This window comes from Gelidibacter pelagius (assembly GCF_017581925.1).
GTDB classification, from domain to species: Bacteria; Bacteroidota; Bacteroidia; order Flavobacteriales; family Flavobacteriaceae; genus Gelidibacter; species Gelidibacter pelagius.
The window spans coordinates 1-24,305 of sequence record NZ_JAGEVG010000019.1 but is presented as its reverse complement, the minus strand read 5'-3'; the positions used below and the strand labels follow the sequence as shown (position 1 = coordinate 24,305).

Here is a 24,305-nt window from a genome sequence, read left to right as displayed (position 1 = left end):
AATTTATAAATCATATGTCCTGTGATTAAAAATCTTCTCATATTTTCACATAAAAACCGCCCATTGGTAGTAGGTCTCAGCTTACTCATCATGGCTATCGGGTATTATAGTTTCACAGAGCTCAAAATAGAAGCCTATCCGGATATTGCCGACACCAACGTGATTGTGGTGGCGCAATACCAAGGTCGTGCTGCCGAAGAAGTGGAGCAGCAAGTCACCATTCCTTTAGAAAGGGTGCTGCAAGATGTACCAAATGTCATTGACCGAAGAAGCCGAACTATTTTTGGACTTTCTGTGGTACAACTGACGTTTAAAGATGATACGGACGATTATTTTGCCCGTCAACAAGTGATGGAGCGACTCGCAAGCGCCGAATTACCCGAAGGCGTGATCTCTGAATTGGCGCCTCTTTCCACCGCCGTGGGTGAGATTTTTAGATATGTTGTAGAAGCACCACCAAGCTATTCCCCTACGGAATTAAGGGATTTACAGGATTGGGTGATTGAGCCCTATTTACTTCAGACCAATGGCGTAGCCGACATTACCACTTTTGGAGGTCCGTTAAAACAGTTTCATATTCTTATTGATCCGGATAAACTCCGCAAGTACGATCTGTCATTTTCTGACATTGAAGAGGCGGTGGTTGCCAACAACCTTAACACCGGAGGAAACATCATGGAACGTGGTGGTCAAGGTTTTGCCGTGCGTGGTTTGGGTGCCATCAAAAACGAAAAAGACATTGAAAATATCGTCTTAAAAGCGGTTAAAGGCGTTCCGATATTTATCCGTGATGTGGCGAGTGTAGAAATTGCCCCACCACCACCGAGTGGCGTTTTAGGCTATTCGGTACCTGATGAAAATATCGAGGTGAATAATGGCGTAGAAGGTATTATTTTACTTCGGAAATTTGAAAACCCAAGTGAAGTTCTTGTAGAACTTAAACAGCGCATTGCCGACTTACAAGCCAACGAACTTCCGCAAGATGTGACCATCCGAACGCTTTACGACCGCGGATTTTTAATTGATCACTCTTTGAATACTGTGGGTTGGACCTTGTTTGAAGGCGTGAGTATTGTGGTCATCATCCTAATTTTCTTTTTGGGAAGTGTCCGAAGTGCTTTGGTGGTGGCTTTGACGATTCCGTTTTCGATGTTATTCGCCTTTATTATCATGCGATTTACAGGCATCCCAGCCAACCTCCTATCGTTGGGAGCCATTGATTTCGGAATTATTGTGGATGGTGCCGTGGTCATGACCGAACATCTCATTCGGAAATATCGCACCTCAACCCCAGAAGAACGGAAAAGTGGAATTGTTAGAATTACCCTATTGTCTGCCCAAGAAGTTGGTCGTGAAATCTTTTTCTCAGTAACGATTATCATTTTGGCTTATCTACCAATTTTGTTGATGACCCGTGTAGAAGGCAAACTGTTTTCGCCCATGGCATTAACGCTTTCCTTTGCCGTTTTAGGGTCTATGCTGGCAGCACTGACTTTCATTCCCGTGGTTATTTCATATGTGTACAGCAAAACCATGTCCCAACCCGACAAGAAATTTAAAGAACCTAAAAACTTTGTCTTGACGTTTTTAGAGAAACAATATGTCAAGGTTTTGAATGTTTTTACAACACATTACAAAAAAACCGTGGTGATTGGATTCGCCATCGTCCTTGTTTTGATTTCTTTTGGAACGAAATTAGGTTCGGAATTTTTACCGGAATTAGATGAAGGGTCGATTTTCTTACAAGCCAACTTCCCAGCAGGAATCACCATTACTGAAAATGCGAAATACGCGCCTAAAATCCGAGAAGTAATTTCCAAATTCCCGCAAGTGTCTTATGTCATTACACAAACCGGACGGAACGATGATGGTACGGATCCGTTTCCTGCCAATAGAAACGAGATTTTAGTCGGCTTAAAGGATTATTCTACATGGAGTGATACGCTTTCAAAGAAACAATTGGTGCAAAAAATGCGCAGCGATCTGGAGCATGAATTCCCAGGAGTTGCCTTTGCTTCCGGACAACCTATTATTGACCAAGTGATGGAAATTGTGACGGGCAGTGCTGCCGATTTAGCCGTTTCCATTGTTGGTGACGATTTGATCATGATGCGTGAAAAAGCCGAACTTATTTCGGGAATCATGAGTGAGATGGAGGGCAGTGAAGGTGTCGATATTGAACAAGAGAATGTTCAAGATCAATTAACCATTGACATCAATCGGGAGCAAGCAGCACGGTATGGGATTAACGTAGCGGATATTCAAGATATGATTGAAGCCGCAATTGGTGGTAAAGAAATCTCGGTTTTGTATGACGGTGCCAAACGCTATGATATTGTGGTACGCTACCTCCCGGAATTTAGAGAAAACATCAATGATCTAAAAACACTGCTGATTCCTTCGGCTACTGGAGCATTGGTGCCTATGGATCAATTGGCAGACATTGGTTATGTGGAAGGACAAACCAACATTTACCGACTTAACAATAAACGTATGGTGACGGTTCGTGCCAATATCCAAGGCAGGGATCAAGGTGGTTATGTGCGGGAATTACAAGATAAAATTGACGAGCAAATAGAGATTCCCAAAGGTTATGAAATTGTTTATGGCGGACAATATGAAAACTTGGAACGTGCCGGAAAGCAGTTGGCGTTTACCATTCCGCTGACCTTAGTTCTGGTGATTGCATTCCTATTTATGTTATACAGAAATTTCAAACATACGTTAATTACCGCCAGTAGTATTCTTTTTGCCTTGGGTGGAGGTGTAATGGCACTGTTGCTTAGAGGCTATTATTTTAACGTCTCTGCTGGTGTTGGCTTTGTTTCTATTTTGGGGATTTCTGTAATGGCAGCCGTATTATTGGTATCCGCATTAAACAGAGCCTCCGCAAAAGATCCATTGAGCAAAACCATGATTACGGCAACCTCAAAGGAGCAATTGCGAGCGGTATTGACCATTCTTGTTTTGGCTATCTTCGGATTGGTGCCAGCAGCTACTTCAAGCGGGATCGGATCAGATGTTCAAAGACCTTTGGCAACGGTAATTATTGGAGGATTGACGAGCACGTTATTGTTTGCGCCACTTATAATTCCACCTTTGTATTGGTGGGTGAATAAGCCAAAGAAGGATGCCCGCCTGACGGACGGGCAGGAAGATGAAGATGGATCTCGATAGCTATCGGAAGAAATTGAAACGGAATCTTTTTAAAGATCTTTCAGGCTTTAAAAACCTGAAAGGTCTTAATCATAGGTGCGACCCCGCTGGGGTCGGGAGCAATCCACATACTAAATTCCTATAAATGTTTGAATCCTGCGGATTCAGGATATTGGCTTTTTCAGCTGCTGGGATTTAAAATGGTTTTGATTTGTTTCGTAAAATGCAAGTGCTTTTAATATAAAATATTGTTGGTAGAAAACACCAACAACGGCATAAATAAAAACAGCCAAACAAAGGAAGCTAAATCCAATCTTCACAAAATCATCAACAAATCCCGTAGGGATGGAATCTTTGAAGCAAAATAGAAATTACATGCGACCCCAGCGGGGTCGAACCAAATAGCAAGAAACGTATGAATCCAATGGATTCATGAGAATGGCATGAAATTTCAGACATAATTTAATTTTTGAGCTTGTTTTACCGGAGTAGTTCTTAATTTTACCAAAACACATCCACTATATTACTACATTTCAATTATGAAAAAATCGATATACACTTTACTTTTTATCTTCGGATTAACACATTTTTTGAATGCGCAATCAGAGACACTGGAACAACTCCTTTACGAATTGCCTGATGTTATTTTCACAAAAATTGAAACTCCCCATAATTATAAAGCGGCTTATGAATTAAAGATTAAACAGCCTCTTGATCACAAAGATCCCTCCAAAGGCCATTTTTATCAAAGAGCCTATTTGTCACACAAAGATTTTAAGCTACCCACAGTGATGATCACGGAAGGTTACACTGCTGTCAGAAATAGAGTTGATGAGTTAACGCATTTTATCGATGCTAACCAACTCAGGATTGAGCATCGCTATTTTGGAAAAAGCAATCCCGCCGAAATCGATTATCAATACCTGACCTTAGAACAAGTTGCCGCCGATTTACATCATATCAACACCCTATTCCGAAATTTGTATCCGACAAAGTGGGTCTCTACAGGGCGTAGCAAAGGCGGTGCAACGACCTTGTTTTATCGCTATTTTTATCCAGAAGATGTAGATGTTAGTGTCAATTATGTGGGGCCAATCAATACGTCGTTTGAAGAACAGCGTATTTATAAGTTTTTGGACACTGTAGGGACAGCAGATTGTCGCAAAAAAATCGAAAAATTCCAAAGACATGTTTTAGAAAATAAAGCTGAGATCCTACCGCTTATGAAAGCTTACAGCGTGGGTGCTAAAGCGAGTTTCACCTATCAAAACATCGAAAAAGCCTTCGAGTTTTCAGTGATGGAATATCCATTTTCATTTTGGCAATACGGCTCAGACTGCGATTCAATTCCTGATGAAACCGCTTCTGCCTATGAATCATTTTTATACTTGACTAAAGTGTCTGACATCACGTTTTTTAGTGACCAGACGATGACGGATTATGCATCCCATTATTACCAATCCGCCAACGAATTTGGTTATTACGGCTATGACACCAGTAAATTCAAAGGACTTTTGGACGAATTGCCTACGGATACAAATCCGCATGCTGCTTTCACACCTAATCAGATGAAAGTTCCATTTAACGATAAATCTTTAAAAGCCCTAAATGCTTGGCTTCCTAAACACGGTAATAAAATCATACACATTTATGGAACTTTAGACACCTGGTCTGCTTCAGCTGTACCAAAATCTGATAAAGTAGATGCTTTATGGTTTATGATGAACGGAAAACATCATGGCACGGCAAACATCACAGAAATGACACCAAGTGAGAGAGAAAAGCTTAAAAAAGCATTAGAACGTTGGCTTTCCATTAAAATAGGAAGTTAAAATGCTTTATCCAAAAGTGATTTTCGTGTTTATTTCGCCACAATAGATGTTGTTATGGTGATGGTTGATGTTGGGAAACAGCGGCAATTTAAGGAAGAAAACATGATGAATTATATGATTCAAAACACAAAATTCACAGCATCAAAACCCATAATAGCGACACATGAACTCCAAATTGAAAAAGGTTGAAAGCACGCCTGAAAAAAGCGTCGCACTCACAAATAGTGTAGCGAGAATCACAATCTTTCTTTGAGAACGGAAATTGACATAATTCAGCACCAATTGAAAAATCAAGGCAATAGATTGGGCGACCAAGATTCGTTTTGCGCAGTCTATGAAAGGATCTTTAAAGTACAAAAAATAAGTGGCTAACATTAAAATCAGGTAGAGTGCGGTAATTACAAACACCACTGTCTTCGGGAACCTAAATCTGTGAGGGTTTGTCATGATATCCAACTTTACTCCAAAGATAGCCAATTGGGAAACACACATTACGTATTAAACCGTTCGAAAACGTAAAAACTTGTAAGAATTCACAAAAAGAACCATAATATTTCCTTAGTTTGAAATCAAATATCAGATAAAATGAATATCCTATATATCCACGGTCTCAATGGCAGTCTAATTCCCGAAAAACGAGAAATTTTAGAACGCCACGGCACCGTTGAAGCACCATCCATCGATTATGAAAACAATCCAGATAGCATTTTATGGCTGTACAACCAATATAAGGACACCAAAACAGATGTGGTCATGGGCAGCAGTATGGGCGGATTCGCGGGCTATTATCTATCAAAACTACTACAACTACCAGCGTTGGTATTCAATCCTGCGTTGGCTGAGAGAAGCGTGGTTCAAAATGTACCTGACACACCAGAAACCAACAATGGCAAGATCCATATCGTATTAGGTTCAAAAGACAGAGTCGTGGACCCTAAAGATACGCTTCATTTTTTGGGCGATTTATTAATGCAGAAACAGGATTATAACATCAGCATTCGGCACGACTTGGAACATCGGATTCCTTTGGATGTTTTTGAGGAAGAAGTGGTAAGGTTTATGAGTAGCCTGTAGAGAGGTTTTTAAATTTAACAAGTTTTCCTACTGCTAAAATATCGCTCACAAACCCTCTGAATCTTTAGTTTTTTTTCCGACTATAACCTCTATGCTCGTTATATTTGCACTAAACCGAATGTCTCAAATGCTCAAAAAATCACCAATAGACACCTTTGTCATCGCCATTGTCATTAGTATTGTCATTGCCTATTTCTTTCCGCAACTCGGGGCTTCGGACAGTCCCGTGCCGATGAACCTCATCAGCAGTCTGGGCATCTCTTTTATCTTCTTTTTCTATGGCTTGAGCCTAAGTTCAGAAGCGATTAGAAACGGACTAAAAAACTGGAAACTGCACGTCTCTGTTCAAGCCTCAACCTTTGTATTATTTCCATTGCTGATTTTGCCGTTTTTCCCGTTCGTGAAAGACACCTCCTACGAATTGCTTTGGTTGGCCTTCTTATTTATGGCAGCTTTGCCTTCTACCGTATCTTCTTCTGTGGTGATGGTCTCTATGGCCAAAGGAAACTTACCTGGCGCCATCTTTAATGCCAGTATTTCGGGAATTATCGGTATTATTTTAACGCCTCTATGGATGTTGTCCTTTGTGAAACAAACGGATGTTGCTTTTGACTTCTCTGCAATTTATTTCCAACTGATCACCGAAATTGTCATTCCACTGGCACTGGGATTGTTGCTCAGACGTTTTCTTGGAGCGTGGGCATTAAAAAACAAACGCACTCTTAACAAGTTCGATAAATTTATCATTTTACTCATCATTTATAAAAGTTTCGTTAAGTCTTTTGAAGATGAGATTTTCAGCAGTGTCACTCTCCTTGAAATGGCAGCAATGGTCGTCTTGGTACTGATTTTATTTTTCCTGGTGTATTCGTTGACCGGCTGGATTGGGAAACTCTTAAAATTCAATCATGCGGATCAAATCACCAATCAATTTTGTGGCACTAAAAAGTCACTGGTTCACGGTACGGTTTTCTCTGAAGCTTTATTTGGACAAACGAGTATTGTCGGTATTATGTTATTACCGTTGATGTTTTACCATGCCCTTCAGATTCTGATCATTAGTGTGATTGCTACGAATAAGGGGAGGGAACAGTTGGAACGTGAGGAAGTGTTATAGGCATTAGGGATGAGGGATTGGGGATTAGGGTACACTGTTAACAAGTAACGACTTGCCCGAACGTACCTTCTTAGTTAGGGGCGGGTTGAAAAATGTTGATTTTTGATTTTTGATTTTTGAAGATGGACTAATGTTCAGTGTTCAGTGTTCAGTGTTCTAAGCAATCATTAATAGTCACAACAAATAACATTTAGTGAATCTAAAACAGATTAACTTTAATGCTGATAACAGCGCCCGTTCTCGCTTTTGGTCATTCGTTTACAGCGTGCTCCGGCTTTCGTTTTTCCAGTGCATTGCGTGCTTGTGGTAGTTTTAATGGTTGGTGAGGTGGTAGATTTTATCGATGTAGATCTAATACTTAACGGACTCCACTGTGCATTTGGCTTGCATACAGAACAGGCCGTATAACGAAGTTCAATAGCTTTTTTGTAATCGATTTCCTTTTTGGAGTTTTTCAGGTAATGACAGGTGTTTTTATGATATTTTTCTCCAGTTTTGGTTACATAAACAGTTTGTGCCGAGAGGTCACAAGCAAAGGCCATTACCCCGACAAACAGGAAAAGTCTAAATAATTTCATTCTAATTTTACTTTTTTCTTCTTTTTGGAACTCCGCCATTCCCAAGGTGCTGTGGGGTGAGAGTCTTGCCAGAGGCCTACTTTGGCAGCTTTGGCCTTGTCCTCCATTTCCTGCAAGGTTTTATCTTTTGAATATTTCACATAATGCCAAGCCAGACCATTTTTAACCAGTTCATGACACAAACTTAAAGAGTCATTATAAGTTACGTTACTGATATAACGTTTGTATCGGTCTGTCTTTTGGATATTGATAGTCACCATCTTCCCGAAAATGGCATCGGCGGTAAATTGGGTAGCCTTGGCAGAAAAAGGCTGCTTTTTTTCTGGGCAGTCAATATTGGCCAATCGCACTCTAACTACTGTCGAATCAAGCGTGAGGAGTTTAAAACTGTCGCCATCCATGATGCCTACCACTTTTCCGGTTAGGGATTGGGAGAAGGCAATTGAAATAATGAATTGGAAAACAACGAATAGTGAGATATGCTTAATCAATGAGATATGCTTAGTCAAGAAGAGGTCTTTTAATTTCTCACAAGATACATTATTCTTTGAATCTTAATCTTTGTTTCCACAACACTCATTTCCATCGTCAGGATTTAATTCATTATCCACTATCCAAAACTTGAATTTTATGAATTTAATATTTCAGCTTTTAAAAAAGTTTAATCACCATACCATTCACCCGCCAAAACACTTCATAAAAAAAGACCTAACTTCACGTTAGGTCTTTATCTATAAAAAATAAAATAAGTATTATTTCTTAGCCATCAATACGGTGTCAATAATATAAATGATACCGTTTGAAGCTGGCACATTTCCTAAAATAACTTGTGCTTTCTTACCAGAGCCATCTTTAATCACAAATTGATCTCCGCTCATTGAAGCCGTCAATTCTTCTCCGGTTACCGTTTTAAACGTATAGGATCCGTTGGCGCCTTTAATAGCTGCTGCTAATTTTTCAGAATTAATTACTCCAGGAACCACGTGATAGGTCAAGACCTCGCTCAACATTTCCTTATTTTCCGGTAGCATTAATTCATCGCGCTTTTTTTGTGATAATTTCTCAAAAGCTTGATTTGATGGTGCAAATACTGTGTACTCGCCTGGTTCAGACAACATAGTAGACAAATCAGCAGCTTGCAAAGCACCCGCCAAAGTGGTCAAATTCTCATTCGTCATGGCTTGTCCGGCAACACTATTGGCTCTCGCCTCTTCTTTAATTTTAGCTTCTTTCGCTTTTTCAGCTTCCAATTCTATTTTAGCGTTTTCAGCAGCCTCCATTTCCACTCGTTCGGTTTCAATTCTCATCTGCTCTTCTTTCTTTTTACCATCTTCACAAGACGACATAAAAACAAATGCTGTCAAGGCAGCGGCAAATAATATACTCGATTTTTTAATCATCATAATTCAATTATTTATTGGTTTATATTTATATATACGTATGAAACGAGCTGATGTAGTATAATTTGTACAACTTTAACATAAAACCTCCAAAACGAAAAAAAGATGTTAATTTTACCCAATTTTAAGATTAGAGTCACTAATAATCGTGTTTAGAGACACGTCACAACCTCTAATATGATAAATTTGTACTCCTAGATCATATTTATTGGAAGAGAACGACAGCGATAAAAAAAAACCTACAAAAAGAAAATATAGGGCCCTCAGAATAATTGGAAGAATTATTCTCGGCGTTCTTATATTCTTATTCCTGTTGATATTATTTATCAGAAGTCCGTGGGGCCAAGGTATCATTGTTGACAAGGCTACATCTTACATTTCCAATAAAACCAATACCAAAGTTGAAATTGAGCGTCTATTTCTCACATTTGACGGCAACCTTCAAATTGATGGTTTATTTCTGGAAGATACCAAAGGTGACACTTTAGTTTATTCAAAATCGCTGGAAGCCAATGTGCCTCTTTGGGCTATGATTCGTGGTGAAGGCATTGGTGTTGATACCTTGCATTGGGAAGGGCTTCGTGCCAATATCATCCGAAAAGATTCTATCGCTGGTTATAATTTCCAATTTTTGATTGACGCATTTGCTGCTGAAGACACCACAACTGTTGTAGCAGATACCACCGCAGCACCTTTAAATATTGTTATAGGAAAACTGAATTTCAAGGATTTCGACATTGTTTTTGACGATGCTGTTGCCGGAATTGACAGCCGATTTAAAATAGGGACGCTCAATGCCGCTATGAAAACCACCGATTTGGAAAATATGTTATTTGAAGCTTCAGCATTGGAACTATCTGACGCCCGGATCAAATTTATCCAAACCCCAGTACCCATTATTCCTGAAGAAGATCCTGCGCCCTTACCGTCACTTTCTGTAGAAAGTTTAACCTTGAACAATGTGTTTGCCGACTACCAATCGTATGGCGATCGGATTGCTGCAGAAATTGATATCGAAGAATTATTCGCTAAAATCCCGAAGGTAGATTTAGCAAATAGCGATTTTGAAGTGGACAGCTTTCGTCTAAAAAACTCATCCATCGTACTAAATACTGAAACCGAGACCAATGCCGTTACCCAAAAAGTGGTGGAAGTCACTCAGGACATCAAGCAGGATATTCAAACCTTTGAATGGCCAGAACTAAGACTTGCCATTGGGGCTGTCGATTTCCAAAATAATAAGTTCAGTTATTTTGTCGCTTCCGCGGAAGCAAAATCTGGCAGTTTCAATCCGAATGCGATTGTTTTAGACGATTTGAATCTTCAAGCCAACAGCATCAACCTGAAGGATAAAAAAGCCGAACTTCATATTGAAAACTCTACGTTCAAAGAGATTTCTGGATTTAATTTAAAAGAACTGAGCCTTAAGTTCAGCGCTGATGATAACATCTTGAAAGTGTCTGATTTGAGGACTGCTTTAAACAACAACAGTTTAAACGCCAATTTACGACTCGATTACCCTAAATTATCGGCATTGATCGAATCGCCTGAAAAATCAAAGATTGCTATTGATATTCCCACATTTCGAGTGTCTTTGAAAGATGTATTTCTCATTCAACCAGAACTGAAAAAAAATCCATATCTCAATGCCTTAAGTCAACATTTGCTCTCCGGAAACACCACGGCGAATGGTTATTTGTCCGATGTCAACCTTAACCGCATGAATGTCAATTGGGCAAACACGCACATTTCGGCAAACGGAAAAATTCAAAATATTACGGATCCAGAGAACATTCAATTTAACATCCCTAATTTTTCGGCCATTTCAGCCCGTGCTGATATTGTTCAATTTGTTGATGAAAAAGACTTGGGTGTGAGCCTGCCCGAAGAGGTTAAATTAGCAGGAAACATTAAAGGAAACCCCAACGATATTTACGCCAATGCAACCTTGACCACCACACAAGGCATCGCTTCTGTAGATGGACATTTTAAAAGCGGAAAAACGTTAGAGTTTGATGCGGATCTTTCCATTGAAGATTACAAACTGAACGAGTTGCTACAAAATGAACAATTGGGCACTTTGAGTTTATCTGTAAAAGCCAACGGGAAGGGAAAAAACATAAATGATCTCGACGCCCATATTGAAGCGACTGTGTCCAGTTTTAAATACAATAATTATGATATCAACGACTTAAAACTTATTGGGGATATCAAAAATGGGAGCGGAAAAGTGACCTCAAAATATAAGGACTATAACCTTGACATGGATTTATATGCCACCGTTGTATTAGATTCTGTCTCCCCTGAAGCCAACGTAGAATTGAATATTATTGGTGCCGACCTAAAGGCTCTGGGACTCATGCAACGTGACGTCAAAACGGGCATGAAAATCTATGCCGATTTTAAGGGTAATGCTATCAATTATGATGTGGCGGCCATTGTAGACGAAGGTGTGGTAGTGTACGATAACAAAACCTATTTGTTGGGAGATCTCAATGCACTTGCCCACGTCAGAAAAGATACGACGTCAGTGTCCATTAAAAATAAATTGGTGGATGTCTTGCTGCAATCCAATACGGATCCTGAAACGTTTAGCAAATCCATAAGGCGCCATCTGCTGAGCTATTTCTATAATGATGAGAAGGTTCCGGACAGCATTGCCAATCCTGTCAATTTAAAATTACGGGCAAAGATCATTGAAGCCCCAATATTGAACGACGTCTTTTTGGTGAATGTAAAGAAATTGGACACCGTTAAATTTGACGTTGATTATAAAGAAAAAGAACGACAATTAACGGCCAGGATTACTGCGCCACATATCAATTATAGTGGATATGAATTGGACAGCTTGGCATTTTCAATGGATACGGACAAGGATAAATTTATCTTTGATTTAGGTTTTAACAGAATTAAGGCGGGGCCATTAAACATACAGAAAACAAAAATGACTGGAGATCAATCTAATAATGAGCTTTCTCTGGCATTCATCGCTTATCATAAAGATGAGATATTAACGCAGATCACCAGTAAAATCACGGGAAATCGACAACTCTTACGTTTTCATGTCAATCCTGAAGATTTGGTCTTAAACAAGACTCCTTGGAACACTCCAGAAAACAACGAAATTCTGATTAGTGACAAAAAAATGGAATTTAATGACTTCGTTTTCAGTCGTGAGAACCAATCTTTTGAGATTACTGACGACCTGCCATCTGTTTCTAAGGAACATATTGCCGTAGATTTTAAGAATTTTAAATTGAGCGAGTTTTTAAATTACCTTAACCCTGATGAGGAATTGGCAACGGGCAACCTCAACGGCGATTTTGTCTTGGTAGAACCTTTTAAAAACACCGGAATTATTGCCGATTTAGACATCTCGAAATTGAGTTTTATGCAAGTTGATATGGGCAATTTAAGTCTTGATGCAAAATCTCTTGGAAGCGATAGCTATGATTTTAATGTAGACATGAACGGTGGTGAGATTGACTTAGATTTAAAAGGTGATTATGTTGCATTTCCAGGAGGCGCCACCCTCGATTTGGATTTGGACATCAACCAATTCAATATGAAAGCACTTACCGGGTTGTCGCAAGGCGAAATCACAGAAACCGATGGCAGTTTTTCTGGAAAATTCAAATTGGAAGGAACATTGGACAAGCCAAAATATGAAGGTAGTTTGACTTTCAATGAAGCCGATTTTAAGATAAAGAAGTTTAATTCAGCATTCTCACTTGCCAAAGAAACATTAAACATCAACAACGATGGTCTTTCTGTAAATAGTTTCACCATTAGGGATGAAAATGAAAACACCCTGATAGCTTCGGGTAAGATCGGAACACAATCGTTCATCAATCCCACATTTGACTTACAGATCAGCGCTGATAATTTTCAAGTACTCAACGCCACAAAAGAAGATAATGATTTCCTTTACGGAAAAGTCACCTTTGACGCCGATGCAAAAATCACTGGCGATCTGCAGATTCCAAAAATAGATCTTAAGGCAACCGTTGGGTCAGATACAGATGTAACTTATGTGATGCCTTCGGCCACCGTAAATATTGAAGAACGAGATGGTGTGGTCATTTTTGTGAATCGTGAAAATCCTGACGCCATCTTAACCAGAACGGAAGAAAAAACGGCAACCATAACTGGCTTTGACATGAACGCCTTGTTGAAGATTGGTCAAGATGCAGCAGTAACCATCATTATTGATGAGTCCACTGGAGATAACTTTAATGTGTCTGGCGAAGGGGATTTGAACTTTACCATGAAACCTAACGGAAACATCTCTCTTTCGGGTATTTATGAAGTACAGAGTGGTCATTATGAATTGAATTTATACAATCTTGTCAACAGAAAATTCAATCTTGTTTCAGGAAGTCGTATCACCTGGTCTGGCGACCCATTTGATGCAAAACTGGATGTTACGGCGCTCTATGATGTCAAAACCTCAGCATCGGCCTTGATGGCGCCAACCACGTCAAACTTGGATCCATCCGCTAAAGGAAAATTCCGTCAGGTGCTTCCTTTTTATGTGTATCTCAATATTGACGGACAATTGATGGAGCCAAAAATAAATTTTAATTTAGACATGCCAAAAGACGAACAAGGTGCTATTGGCGGGCAAGTATACGGCAGGGTACAGCAACTCAATCAACAGGAAGATGAACTGAACAGACAAGTGTTTTCATTATTGGTATTGAACCGATTTTATCCTGATCCCGGAAGTGATGGGAGTACTGGTGGTGTGGCGTCCATTGCACGAGATAATTTAAATGATGCCGTGTCTGACCAACTTAATATGTTCTCTGATAAGTTGTTGGGCAACTCTGGTTTTGAACTTAATTTCGGACTGGACAGTTATACAGATTACCAAGGAAGTACGCCTACAGATCGGACACAATTGGATATTGCAGCTCAGAAGAAAATGTTCAATGACCGATTGATTGTCAGTGTTGGTAGCGAAGTAGACGTTGAAGGGAGCAGCCCAACTGGCGAAGAGACACCAATTATTGGTAATGTGAGTATTGAATACCTCCTGACTGAAAACGGACGTTATAGATTAAAAGGTTTCCATAGAAATGAGTTTGAAAACGTCATTGACGGACAGATTATTGTGAGTGGGATTGCTGTGATTTTCACTCAAGAGTTCAACAAGTTTAATGAACTTTGGGATGCGTTGGTAAAATCAACAACTAAAGCAGAAAAGGAAGAAAAAGCCAAATTAAAGGCTGCAAGAGAAGCGCAAAAAGCAAAAGAAGACACCATTGATGATAGCATCGAAAAGAAGAAGAATTAAAAAATAACATCTGTTCTAATAATCAAACAAGCTATCAAAAGCAGATTCAAATCATATTAGGAACTGAGAAAACCATAAACAAAGAACACCTTGAAATTCTATTTAAAATACATCCTTTTTTCACTCTTCATATTCGGAAGTTTTTACTCCTGCAGTATTGCCAAGTACATTCCTGAAAACGAACGCTTGTACACTGGCGCAGAACTGACCATTGTCTCTGATTCTGTCATTAGAAATGAAGCGGGTTTAAGAACAGAACTGGAATCGGTAATGCTTCCTGAACCCAATTCAAAACTGTTGGGCATGTATCCTGGACTCTACTATTACTATAAAAATCAAAAGGAAAAGCCAGGATTCATCAACCGTTGGTTATACAAAAAACTTGGAGAAAAACCGGTATATCAATCGGATGTGGAAACCTTTGAAGTTCAAGATCTACTCCTTAATCGTCTTGAAAACAGAGGCTTTTTCTATAGCAGAGCATCCTCAGAGTTTGAAGAATCAGATAAAAGAGCATCAGTTGTTTACACTGTAAAAGTACCTAAGCCTTACCGGATGGAAACCTACCAATTGGACTCCTTACCTGCTCCAATCCACAAAGAAATTGACTCCTTGGTTACCGAGTCACCTTTAAGTAAAGGGATGCGCTTTGATTTGAATAAGATGAAACTGGAACGTCTTCGCATTGATGCAAATCTTAAGAGGCTAGGCTATTACAATTTCAACGAAAGTTTTTTGATTTTTGAAGCAGATACCAATCGTTATGACAACAAACACTTCGATTTGTTCCTCAAATTAAAGAAGGCAGTACCCAAAAAATCTATAGTTCCTTATAGAATTTCTCGGGTCAACGTATACCCAAATTATGAAACGGGCGATTCAATCCAAGTCGATACGATTCGCTTTAAAGAGAAAAATTTCATTCAGAAAGAAGTTTTTTTCAAGCCAAAGCACTTAGATCCCTTTATAAAATTAGAAGAGGGTGAGCTTTACAACCCAGAAACCTCACGAAATACGGCAAGACGATTATCAACCATTGGTGCCTACAAATTTGTCAACATACAATATAGAGAAGTTGATACCTTGGTAACGGACAGTTTAGGGCTTTTGGAAGCCAATATTTATTTATCGCCATTAAACAAACGCGCTTTTTCGGCGGCGTTACAGGTAGTGACTAAATCCAACAGCTTTACAGGGCCAGCATTGGAATTAACCTATAGCAATCGCAATGTATTTGGAGGTGGCGAAACTTATAATACAACAGCAAAAATAGGATATGAAGCCCAATTGGGAGGCGGAAAAACATCAGGAGACAGTAGCTTGGAACTTGGTTTGAAGAACGAATTAATTTTTCCGAGGGTCATTTTCCCTATAAAAATCAATGATGATTTTTTCAAGTATTCCATTCCAAAAACAAAAACTTCAGTGAGCATTGATTTCCAAGATCGGAGAAAATTATATACCCTGCTATCAGGAACCGCATTATTTGGTTACGTGTGGGATGCCAACAGATATGTGACCCATGAAATCAACCCGATCTCCGTGAGTTATACGGATCTTATGAAGACCACTCCTGAGTTTGAGGTTATTTTAAATGACAATCCCTTTTTGAAACGCAGTTTTGAACAGCAGTTTATTTCAGGTCTGACCTATTCGTTCACTTATAATGAGATGATCGATAAACAAAAAACGCATCAAAAATATCTGAACTTTATGTTGGATGTGGCCGGAAACTCTATCAGCCTATTTGGAAAAGATGAAGGTCCTGACGCCCCAAAAACATTCCTTGGTATGGAATATGCACAATATGCCAAAGCAGATATCGACGTGCGTTATCACTTCAACTTCGGAAAAGAACAAACTATTGCCGCCCGTATCTTTGGTGGCTACGGAATGGCTTATGGCAACTCTGATGTGATCCCTTTTGTAAAACAATATTATGCCGGTGGACCTTATAGCGTTAGAGCTTTCAGGATCCGCTCTTTGGGTCCTGGGACTTATAATGCTGAAGAAGACCCTAACAATACCAGCGAGAACTTCTTCGACAAAACAGGCAATATCAGATTAGAAGCCAATCTTGAATATCGTTTCCCAATAGTTTCTTTCTTAAAAGGTGCCGTTTTTGCTGATGCAGGAAATATTTGGAACACCAAAGAAAATCCAACATTTGGAGGGAAGGACAAATTCTCTAAAGATTTTATAAGTGAACTAGGCATGGGAGCCGGTGTCGGACTTCGTGTGGACATCCAGAGCTTTGTGATCCGTTTTGATTTGGCGGCGCCTTTCCATGATCCTTCACTCAAAAAAGGAGAACGTTTTAACTTTGACGTGAGTAATCCTATCTTGAACTTTGCGATTGGATATCCGTTTTAATATCGTCCATAAGTGTTGCTTTACGATTTAATATGTAATAACTTTGTAACTACATTTTAAAGTTATGGAAGCAGCAATCATAAAAATTGGAAATTCAAAAGGACTTCGTTTGAGCAAGACCATCCTGGAAAAATATAATATTCAGGACAAAGTGCAATTGATCCTTGAGGATGACCAAATAATTTTAAGACCAATTGAAGCGCCACGAAAGGGATGGGAGAAAGCATTTAAAGAAATGAATGCTCAAGGTGGCGACAAGCTGTTAATCGACGATGTTTTTGAGGACGAAAATTTTGAAGAATGGAACTAAATCAATATCGGATTGTTTTGGTCAATTTGGATCCATCAATTGGAAGTAAAATTCAGAAAACCAGACCTTGCGTTATTATTTCACCTAATGAAATGAATACCTATTTGAATACCATCGCTATTGCTCCAATAACCACAAGTTTAAAAAAATACCCCACAAGAGTTTCGGTAAAACACAATGAAAAAAAAGGAATGATTGCCATTGATCAAATCAGAACTATTGATAAAATTAGAATCATCAAGACCTTTGAAACGTTGACCTCAATAGAAATCACCAAGTGTAAAGCCATTATTAAGGAGACTTTTGTAGATTAATAAGCCAATATATGAACAAAGAAAACAAAAATAAATTTATGCTTGAAGCGGTTAATGCCGCACTTAAAGGCATGGATAATAACGAAGGCGGTCCGTTTGGGTGTGTCATCGTAAAGGACGGAAAAATCATAGGTCGCGGTAACAATAAGGTTACTTCCCATAACGATCCTACCGCACATGCAGAGATTATCGCCATTCGGGATGCCTGCAAAAACCTCAATTCCTTTCAATTGGAAGGTTGCGAGATTTACACCTCCTGCGAGCCTTGCCCGATGTGTTTTGGTGCCATCTATTGGGCCAGACCAGACAAAGTTTTTTATGGGTGCAGTCACCAAGATGCAGCAGATATTGATTTTGATGACGCATTTATTTATAAGGAAATTGAATTACCCTATAATAAACGGAGTATTCCTTTTGAACAAATAGCACGAGATATAGCCTTGGAACCGTTTCAGAAATGGAGTTCCAAAGACGATAAAACCGTCTATTGATTCCCTAAGCTTAGATTTAAAAATTAAATAGTTGAAGATGTAATCATAAGTGATGTTCTTCGACTTAAACTGGTAACTTATACTTTTTCATAAGTTCAACTAACAACTCAACAGATGCAAAAAACCTATTACGATCCCGCAGATTTAAAGAAATTTGGAAAGATTACTGAATGGAGTGAAGAACTTGGCAACAAATTTTTCGATTACTATGCTAAGGTTTTCGAAGAAGGAAAACTCTCCGCTCGTGAAAAATCATTGATTGCTTTAGCGGTCGCCCATACCGAGCAATGTCCTTACTGTATTGACGCCTACACTCAAGATGGCTTGCAACGCGGTATTACCAAAGAAGAAATGATGGAGGCCTTACATGTTGGCGCTGCTATTAAAGGTGGTGCAACCTTGGTGCATGGTGTGCAAATGATGAATAAAGTCAACAAATTAGAGATGTGAGCAGAGAACCAATCCCGATATTTTATCGGATTGTGTGAATCGCTCATCCCGATGTTTCATCGGGATCTTTAAAAAAAAGTCTTAAGACAGATGACGATGGACAGAATTTCTAAGTTAAAGAACTTCGAATTTTGACGCCTTGAACATTGTACCTTGAATTGTTAACTTTGGACAAACTTGAACTCTGAATCTTGAATTTGGAACTTTAAATTTAGAACTTAAAAATGATTAAATCCCTACATAAAAGAAATAGCGAATTAGCAAATAGTAAAAGACAGCTCGAAATCTTATCCAATGGAATTTTTCAAAATGGAGATTTACCAAAATTCAAGGATAAAATCGCTGAGACGGGACAATTTCCGTTAAAAGCAAAAAAACTTGAAATTCTACAAATCAACGTTGGTTATATGTGCAACCAAGTTTGTGAGCATTGCCACGTGGATGCCGGTCCAGACCGTAAGGAAATCATGACCAGGCAAACCATGCAACAATGTCTCGAAGTCATCAAAAACACGGGAGCTCATACCTTAGATTTGACCGGAGGCGCACCCGAAATGAATCCTGACTTCAGATGGTTTGTAGAAGAAGCTTCAAAAGTTGGCGTTAAGGATTTTATTGTGCGTTCCAATTTGACCATCATCAGAGCCAATAAAAAATACTACGATTTACCAGAGTTTTTCAAAAAGCACAACGTCCATGTCATTTCTTCCATGCCACACTGGACTAGAGGAAAAACGGACAAACAACGTGGTACTGGTGTTTTTGACAAATCAATAAAAGCCTTACAAGAACTCAATGCCGTTGGTTATGGGATGCCAGATAGTAGCTTGCGACTGGATTTGGTTTATAATCCGTCTGGGGCATTTTTACCGGGCAATCAAGCCAGTATGGAGAAAGACTTTAAAAAAGCCTTATTGGACGATTTCGAAATCAATTTTCATAATTTATTTACCATCACCAATTTACCAATCAGCCGATTTTTGGATTATTTGATAGCTTCTGAAAACTACGAAGATTATATGTACGCTTTGATAGAAGCTTACAATCCGCAAACCGTAAAAAGTGTGATGTGTACCAATACCCTCTCCATTTCTTGGGATGGTTATTTGTATGATTGCGATTTCAACCAGATGCTGAATTTGCCAGTAAACAGCAAAGTCAAACATATATCAGACTATAACGAAGAACTTTTAGAAGGAAGAACGATTATGATTTCTCAACATTGCTATGGTTGCACGGCTGGTGCAGGAAGTAGTTGTCAGGGGAGTGTGACGTAGGTTTTAGTGGGTAGTGAGTAGAGGATAGAGACGAAGTTTGATTAACGATTAACGATTGGAGAATGTTGATTTTTGAAGAATAACGGTCAACGCTAATCAGGGAAATTTAAAGTGCTTAAAAATTTATTTAGGAACAAACACTTTACAAACATTTTGAACTTCATTTTCAACATCCTTCCCATCTCTTTTCAACCATTTTTCCCGAACTTTGTTTTCCCGTCTACATCGAAGCAAAGGCGTGAACTCTGAATTCTGAACATTAAATTTTGAACTCCCACACATGGCATTACTTTCCAAAAAAGATACGGATGGCGATAATGAAATGGTCACCGATTTCCATTTTCCAACCTCTAAAAAAGCACTGATCATTTTCACCCGCAATCCAGAATTGGGTAAATGCAAAACGCGATTGGCAAAAACTATTGGAGATGAAAATGCTTTGGAAGTCTATAAGTTTCTTTTAAATCATACCGCTTCAATTGCAAAAGAGGTCAAAGCTGATCGCTATGTCTTCTATTCTGAAAATATAATAAAGGACGACCTTTGGGACATTGGAACTTTTCGTAAAAAACTGCAAAATGGCGACGATTTAGGTCAACGGATGGAAAATGCCTTTGTAGAATTGTTTGGAATGGGCTACGAAAAAGTCGCTATTATCGGCAGTGATCTTTTGGACTTGGATGCCGAAATCGTCCATACTGCATTTGTACAACTCGATTTTAATGATGTGGTCATTGGACCAGCATTAGACGGTGGGTATTATCTCTTGGGAATGAAAAACCTGTATCACCAAGTTTTTAAAAATAAAGAATGGGGAACTTCGACAGTTCTGAAAAACACATTGAATGACCTTCAAAATTGCACCGTCCATTTGTTGAAAGAATTGAATGATATCGATACCTTTGAAGACATGAGACATTATAAACAACTTAAAAAATTTCACAATATAAAATGATAAAATTCATCAACGAAACTACAGAGTACTTACAAAAGAAGGGCTTTGAAAATCCAGAAATCGGCATTATCCTCGGTACCGGATTGGGTCAATTGATCGATGCCGTAGAAATCCTTCACGAAGTCAGCTACAACCATATTCCGAATTTCCCCACGGCAACGGTTGAATTTCACAAAGGAAAGTTGATTTACGGAATTATAGAAGATAAAAAAGCCATCATCATGCAAGGGCGTTTTCATATATATGAAGGCTATTCACTGCAAGATGTGACTTACCCTGTTCGCATTATGGAAAAACTGGGCATTCATACGCTTTTGGTATCCAATGCATCCGGAGCGATCAATCTCAATTTCAAGAAAGGAGAATTGATGCTCATTGAAGATCACATTAATTTGCAAGGAAGTTCACCTTTGGCGTTTAAAGGTGTAGAACATTTGGGTGAGCGCTTTACGGATATGAGTGCTCCTTATGATGCGGAAATCAATTCCAAATTTGAGCAAATTGCCAAAAACCACAACATCACGCTTCACAAAGGTGTTTATGCAAGTGTAGTCGGACCTCAGTTGGAAACAAGAGCAGAGTACCGCATGTTAAAAATCATAGGTGCGGATGCCGTTGGAATGAGTACGGTCCCTGAAATTATTGTGGCCAATCATTTAAAATTAAAAGTAGCAGCAGTGTCAGTTTTGACCGATGAATGTGATCCAAGCAATCTGAAACCTGTAGATATTTCGGAAATTATTGCCATGGCGGAAAAAGCAGAGCCTGATATGATTGTATTGTTTCGAGAGTTGATTAAAAATTTGTAAAATATCCGAGACAGAGACCTTTCAGGTTTCAAAAACCTGAAAGGTTTATCGGCTGAATGCAAACAGCATTTCGCAAACTCCGTAAAAGCGAAAAACAGAATTCATATTTTTGGAAAAAGGGAATAGACGTAAGTAAGTAATTATTAAAAACACAACTATAATACTAACCATGTGAGATTTGCCTTTTAGAAGAAAGTCGTTTTAATCGTTTGAATTATGAGATTCCTGCCTGCGCAGGAATTTACGGAACCGGATATGATTGTGTTGTTTCGAGAGTTGATTAAAAATTTGTAAAATATCCGAGACAGAGACCTTTCAGGTTTCAAAAACCTGAAAGGTATCCCAATTAAACTTTGTTAAAATTTGGGTGAAGCCTGAAGGCTTTGCCGTCAATAATTTTTTTCAAATGAAGATTCAGAGATTTTATTTAGAGCAGAAAGCGCTGTGAAATCAGCAAACGACATTCATATTTTGGGACAAGGAAATATGCGTAAGCATTTATTAAAAATACGACTATAATACAAGTTATATGGAATTTATCTTTCAAACGAAAGGTATTTTTAACGTTTGAACTATGAGATTCCTGCCTGCGCAGGAATTTACGGAACCGGCTATGATTGTGTTGTTTCGTGAGTTGATTAAGAGTTTGTAAAATATTTAAGGCAGAGACCTTTCAGGTTTTAAAAACCTGAAAGGTTTATCGGCTGAATTCAAACAGCATTTCGCAAACTCCGTAAAATCGAAAAACAAAATTCATATTTTTGGAAAAGGGAATATGTGTAAGTAGTTATTAAAAATACAACTATAATACTAACCATATGAGATTTACCTTTTAGAAGAAAGTCGTTTTAATCGTTTGAATTATGAGATTCCTGCCTGCGCAGGAATTTACGGAACCGGATATGATTTTATTGTTTAGGAAATCGATTAAGAGTTTGTAAAGTATTTTCAGGTTTACCTTTCAGGTTTTCAAAACCTGAAAGGTCTTGTTTAATTAAATCTTTCATAATGGAAAAAATTGAAGCATAATGGAAAGAATTGAAGAGAGTCATTACTATCACATTTATAATAGAGGAAATAATCGAGAAGACATTTTTTTTGAACATGCTAACTATTTGTATTTTCTAAAACTTCTTAAAAAACACATAGAGCCAAATTGTAGTATATTTTGTTATTGTCTTCTCCCTAATCATTTCCATTTGTTATTGAGAATTAATGACAATTTATCATACCCTTCACAGCAGTTTTCAAATTTATTTAACGCTTATACCAAAGCCATGAATTTAAAATATCATCGAACTGGAAGTATATTTCAAAAACCATTTAAAAGAATCAAGATAAATAAAGAAGATTATTTAAGATCACTTGTTTTATATATTCATCTGAATCCTGAGCATCATAATAAGAACATTGATTTCTCAAAGTATCCATATTCTTCTTACAATTCATTTTTATCAAATTCAGCGACTAAACTGAAAAGAGAAGAGGTAATTTCTTGGTTCGACAACCTCAAAAATTTTGAATATGTTCATAAACAAAGAAAGCTTTTGATGAATAAAGACATCGAAAAATTATATATAGAATAGAATTATGACGTGTCAGGTTTTGAAAACCTGAAAGGTTTCCCAACTAAACTTGTTAAAACTATGGTGAAACCTGAAAGCTTCAATAAGCCATCAATAATTTTTTCAAATGAAAATTCAGAGATTTTATTTAGAGCAGAAAGCGCTGTGAAGTCAGCAAACGACATTCATATTTTGGGACAAGGAAATATGCGTAAGCAATTATTAAAAATACGACTATAGTATAAGTTATTTGGAATTTGCCTTTCAGAAGAAAGGTGTTTTTAACGTTTAAATTATGAGATTCCTGCTTTCGCAGGAATGAGGTATGGAAAAATACATCGACATTATTTTAAAATCCTACTCTGGATATTGGCGTTATCTCAAATATGAGTTAACGCACGTTTACCATTGGGACAATTATTTTTATGGTTTAATCGTGATTTCCTTAGTGGTTTGGCTATTGGAAATTATGTTTCCGTGGCGCAAAAACCAATCCATATTCAGAAAGGATTTTTGGTTGGATACCTTTTATATGTTCTTCAATTTCTTCTTACTGAATTTGATTGTACTCATTGCTCTCTCCAATACTACGGCAGAGTTCTTCAATGATATCCTTGGCCTTTTTGGTTGGCATGTAGATAGTTTACAGATTTTTAGTGTGAGCGAATTACCAAAATGGTTGGGGTTACTGATCTTCTTTTTGATCATCGACTTTGTTCAATGGAATACTCATATCTTATTGCATCGTGTACCGTGGTTGTGGAATTTCCATAAAGTACATCACAGCGTTAAAGAAATGGGATTTGCCGCACATTTGCGCTACCATTGGATGGAACCAGTGGTCTATAATTCTATATTATACATCCCTGTTGCCATAATTGGAGGTTTCAATGTACAGGATGTTTCCATTGTTTACTTTTTCTCCATCGTGATTGGACATTTGAACCACGCCAATTTAGGATGGAATTACGGGCCGTTGAAATACATTTTCAACAATCCGAAAATGCATATCTGGCATCATGTTAAAGAATTACCAGAGCATAAAAAGTATGGTATGAACTACGGATTAACTTTAAGCCTGTGGGATTATATTTTCAACACACATCATGTACCACATGATGGAAGGGATATTGAACTTGGATTTCATGACGAAGACGATTTTCCAAAAACATTTGTCAAGCAAACCATGTATCCGATAAAACCAGGAAGTAAAAAGGAATAGACTTACCACACCTTTAATTTCTCGCTTATTTTGGAGTTTTTTTACTCTTCCAAACCCTTGTCAACATTCAGTGTTAAGGTTTT

Annotated in this window: 19 protein-coding genes; 15 read left to right on the top strand and 4 right to left on the bottom strand. The window is 38.2% G+C overall.

Annotated elements, in window-relative coordinates; genetic code table 11:
* Positions 1-21: 21 nt before the first annotated feature.
* Positions 22-3,177 carry an efflux RND transporter permease subunit gene (locus J4051_RS15130; protein ID WP_208234722.1) on the top strand — a complete coding sequence of 1,052 codons (3,156 nt, stop codon included), beginning with the start codon at positions 22-24 and terminating at the stop codon, positions 3,175-3,177.
* Positions 3,178-3,695: 518 nt separating this feature from the next.
* A complete protein-coding gene (locus J4051_RS15125; protein ID WP_208234721.1) occupies positions 3,696-4,988 on the top strand; it encodes a S28 family serine protease in 1,293 nt (430 codons plus the stop codon).
* A 141-nt stretch (positions 4,989-5,129) separates the two neighbouring features.
* Here J4051_RS15125 and J4051_RS15120 read toward each other — a convergent pair whose 3' ends face one another.
* Positions 5,130-5,435 carry a hypothetical protein gene (locus tag J4051_RS15120; RefSeq protein WP_208234720.1) on the bottom strand — a complete coding sequence of 102 codons (306 nt, stop codon included), beginning with the start codon at positions 5,433-5,435 and terminating at the stop codon, positions 5,130-5,132.
* 138 nt (positions 5,436-5,573) lie between these two features.
* Here J4051_RS15120 and J4051_RS15115 point away from each other — a divergent pair, with 138 nt between their 5' ends.
* Together J4051_RS15115 and J4051_RS15110 are read left to right on the top strand one after the other, a co-directional pair.
* Entirely contained in the window at positions 5,574-6,062 is a 489-nt protein-coding gene (locus J4051_RS15115; RefSeq protein WP_208234719.1) for a YqiA/YcfP family alpha/beta fold hydrolase, read from the top strand.
* A gap of 127 nt (positions 6,063-6,189) precedes the next feature.
* Positions 6,190-7,179 (top strand): bile acid:sodium symporter, encoded by a 990-nt coding sequence (locus tag J4051_RS15110; protein ID WP_208234718.1) that lies wholly within the window; start codon positions 6,190-6,192, stop codon positions 7,177-7,179.
* Positions 7,180-7,394: 215 nt separating this feature from the next.
* On the opposite strand, the gene J4051_RS15105 is transcribed toward J4051_RS15110, so the two are convergent.
* From J4051_RS15105 to J4051_RS15095, 3 genes are all read right to left on the bottom strand, one after another.
* On the bottom strand, positions 7,395-7,757 hold the full coding sequence (locus J4051_RS15105; RefSeq protein ID WP_208234717.1) for a hypothetical protein: 363 nt from the start codon (positions 7,755-7,757) through the stop codon (positions 7,395-7,397).
* The gene (locus J4051_RS15100; protein WP_236027499.1) at positions 7,754-8,266 is read right to left on the bottom strand and encodes a thermonuclease family protein; all 513 of its coding nucleotides are present in this window, start codon (positions 8,264-8,266) and stop codon (positions 7,754-7,756) included. The genes J4051_RS15105 and J4051_RS15100 overlap by 4 nt, the downstream gene beginning before the upstream one ends.
* A 243-nt stretch (positions 8,267-8,509) precedes the next feature.
* A complete protein-coding gene (locus J4051_RS15095; RefSeq protein WP_208234716.1) occupies positions 8,510-9,160 on the bottom strand; it encodes a fasciclin domain-containing protein in 651 nt (216 codons plus the stop codon).
* A 307-nt stretch (positions 9,161-9,467) separates the two neighbouring features.
* Between J4051_RS15095 and J4051_RS15090 the strand changes: the two genes are divergently transcribed.
* The 11 genes from J4051_RS15090 (at position 9,468) to J4051_RS15040 (ending at position 24,222) form a co-directional block, all read left to right on the top strand.
* Positions 9,468-14,456: a translocation/assembly module TamB domain-containing protein gene (locus tag J4051_RS15090; protein ID WP_236027511.1), complete on the top strand. Its 4,989-nt coding sequence runs from the start codon at positions 9,468-9,470 to the stop codon at positions 14,454-14,456.
* Positions 14,457-14,546: 90 nt separating this feature from the next.
* Positions 14,547-16,829, top strand: a complete 2,283-nt coding sequence (gene tamL, locus J4051_RS15085; protein ID WP_208234714.1) for a translocation and assembly module lipoprotein TamL — start codon at positions 14,547-14,549, stop codon at positions 16,827-16,829.
* Between the two features lie 64 nt (positions 16,830-16,893).
* Positions 16,894-17,139: an AbrB/MazE/SpoVT family DNA-binding domain-containing protein gene (locus tag J4051_RS15080; RefSeq protein WP_208234713.1), complete on the top strand. Its 246-nt coding sequence runs from the start codon at positions 16,894-16,896 to the stop codon at positions 17,137-17,139.
* A complete protein-coding gene (locus tag J4051_RS15075; RefSeq protein WP_208234712.1) occupies positions 17,130-17,453 on the top strand; it encodes a type II toxin-antitoxin system PemK/MazF family toxin in 324 nt (107 codons plus the stop codon). Before J4051_RS15080 ends, J4051_RS15075 begins: the two co-directional genes overlap by 10 nt.
* An 11-nt stretch (positions 17,454-17,464) precedes the next feature.
* Positions 17,465-17,944, top strand: coding sequence for a nucleoside deaminase (locus J4051_RS15070; protein ID WP_208234711.1), 480 nt, complete (start codon positions 17,465-17,467; stop codon positions 17,942-17,944).
* Positions 17,945-18,058: 114 nt separating this feature from the next.
* Entirely contained in the window at positions 18,059-18,394 is a 336-nt protein-coding gene (locus J4051_RS15065) for an arsenosugar biosynthesis-associated peroxidase-like protein (RefSeq protein ID WP_129017385.1), read from the top strand.
* 224 nt (positions 18,395-18,618) lie between these two features.
* Entirely contained in the window at positions 18,619-19,671 is a 1,053-nt protein-coding gene (arsS, locus tag J4051_RS15060) for an arsenosugar biosynthesis radical SAM (seleno)protein ArsS (RefSeq protein WP_208234710.1), read from the top strand.
* 280 nt (positions 19,672-19,951) lie between these two features.
* On the top strand, positions 19,952-20,626 hold the full coding sequence (locus J4051_RS15055; protein ID WP_208234709.1) for a TIGR04282 family arsenosugar biosynthesis glycosyltransferase: 675 nt from the start codon (positions 19,952-19,954) through the stop codon (positions 20,624-20,626).
* The gene (locus tag J4051_RS15050; RefSeq protein ID WP_208234708.1) at positions 20,623-21,435 is read left to right on the top strand and encodes a purine-nucleoside phosphorylase; all 813 of its coding nucleotides are present in this window, start codon (positions 20,623-20,625) and stop codon (positions 21,433-21,435) included. Before J4051_RS15055 ends, J4051_RS15050 begins: the two co-directional genes overlap by 4 nt.
* Before the next feature lie 1,028 nt (positions 21,436-22,463).
* On the top strand, positions 22,464-23,021 hold the full coding sequence (locus J4051_RS15045; protein WP_208234707.1) for a transposase: 558 nt from the start codon (positions 22,464-22,466) through the stop codon (positions 23,019-23,021).
* Positions 23,022-23,325: 304 nt separating this feature from the next.
* Positions 23,326-24,222 carry a sterol desaturase family protein gene (locus J4051_RS15040; protein WP_208234706.1) on the top strand — a complete coding sequence of 299 codons (897 nt, stop codon included), beginning with the start codon at positions 23,326-23,328 and terminating at the stop codon, positions 24,220-24,222.
* The last annotated feature ends 83 nt before the right edge of the window (positions 24,223-24,305 follow it).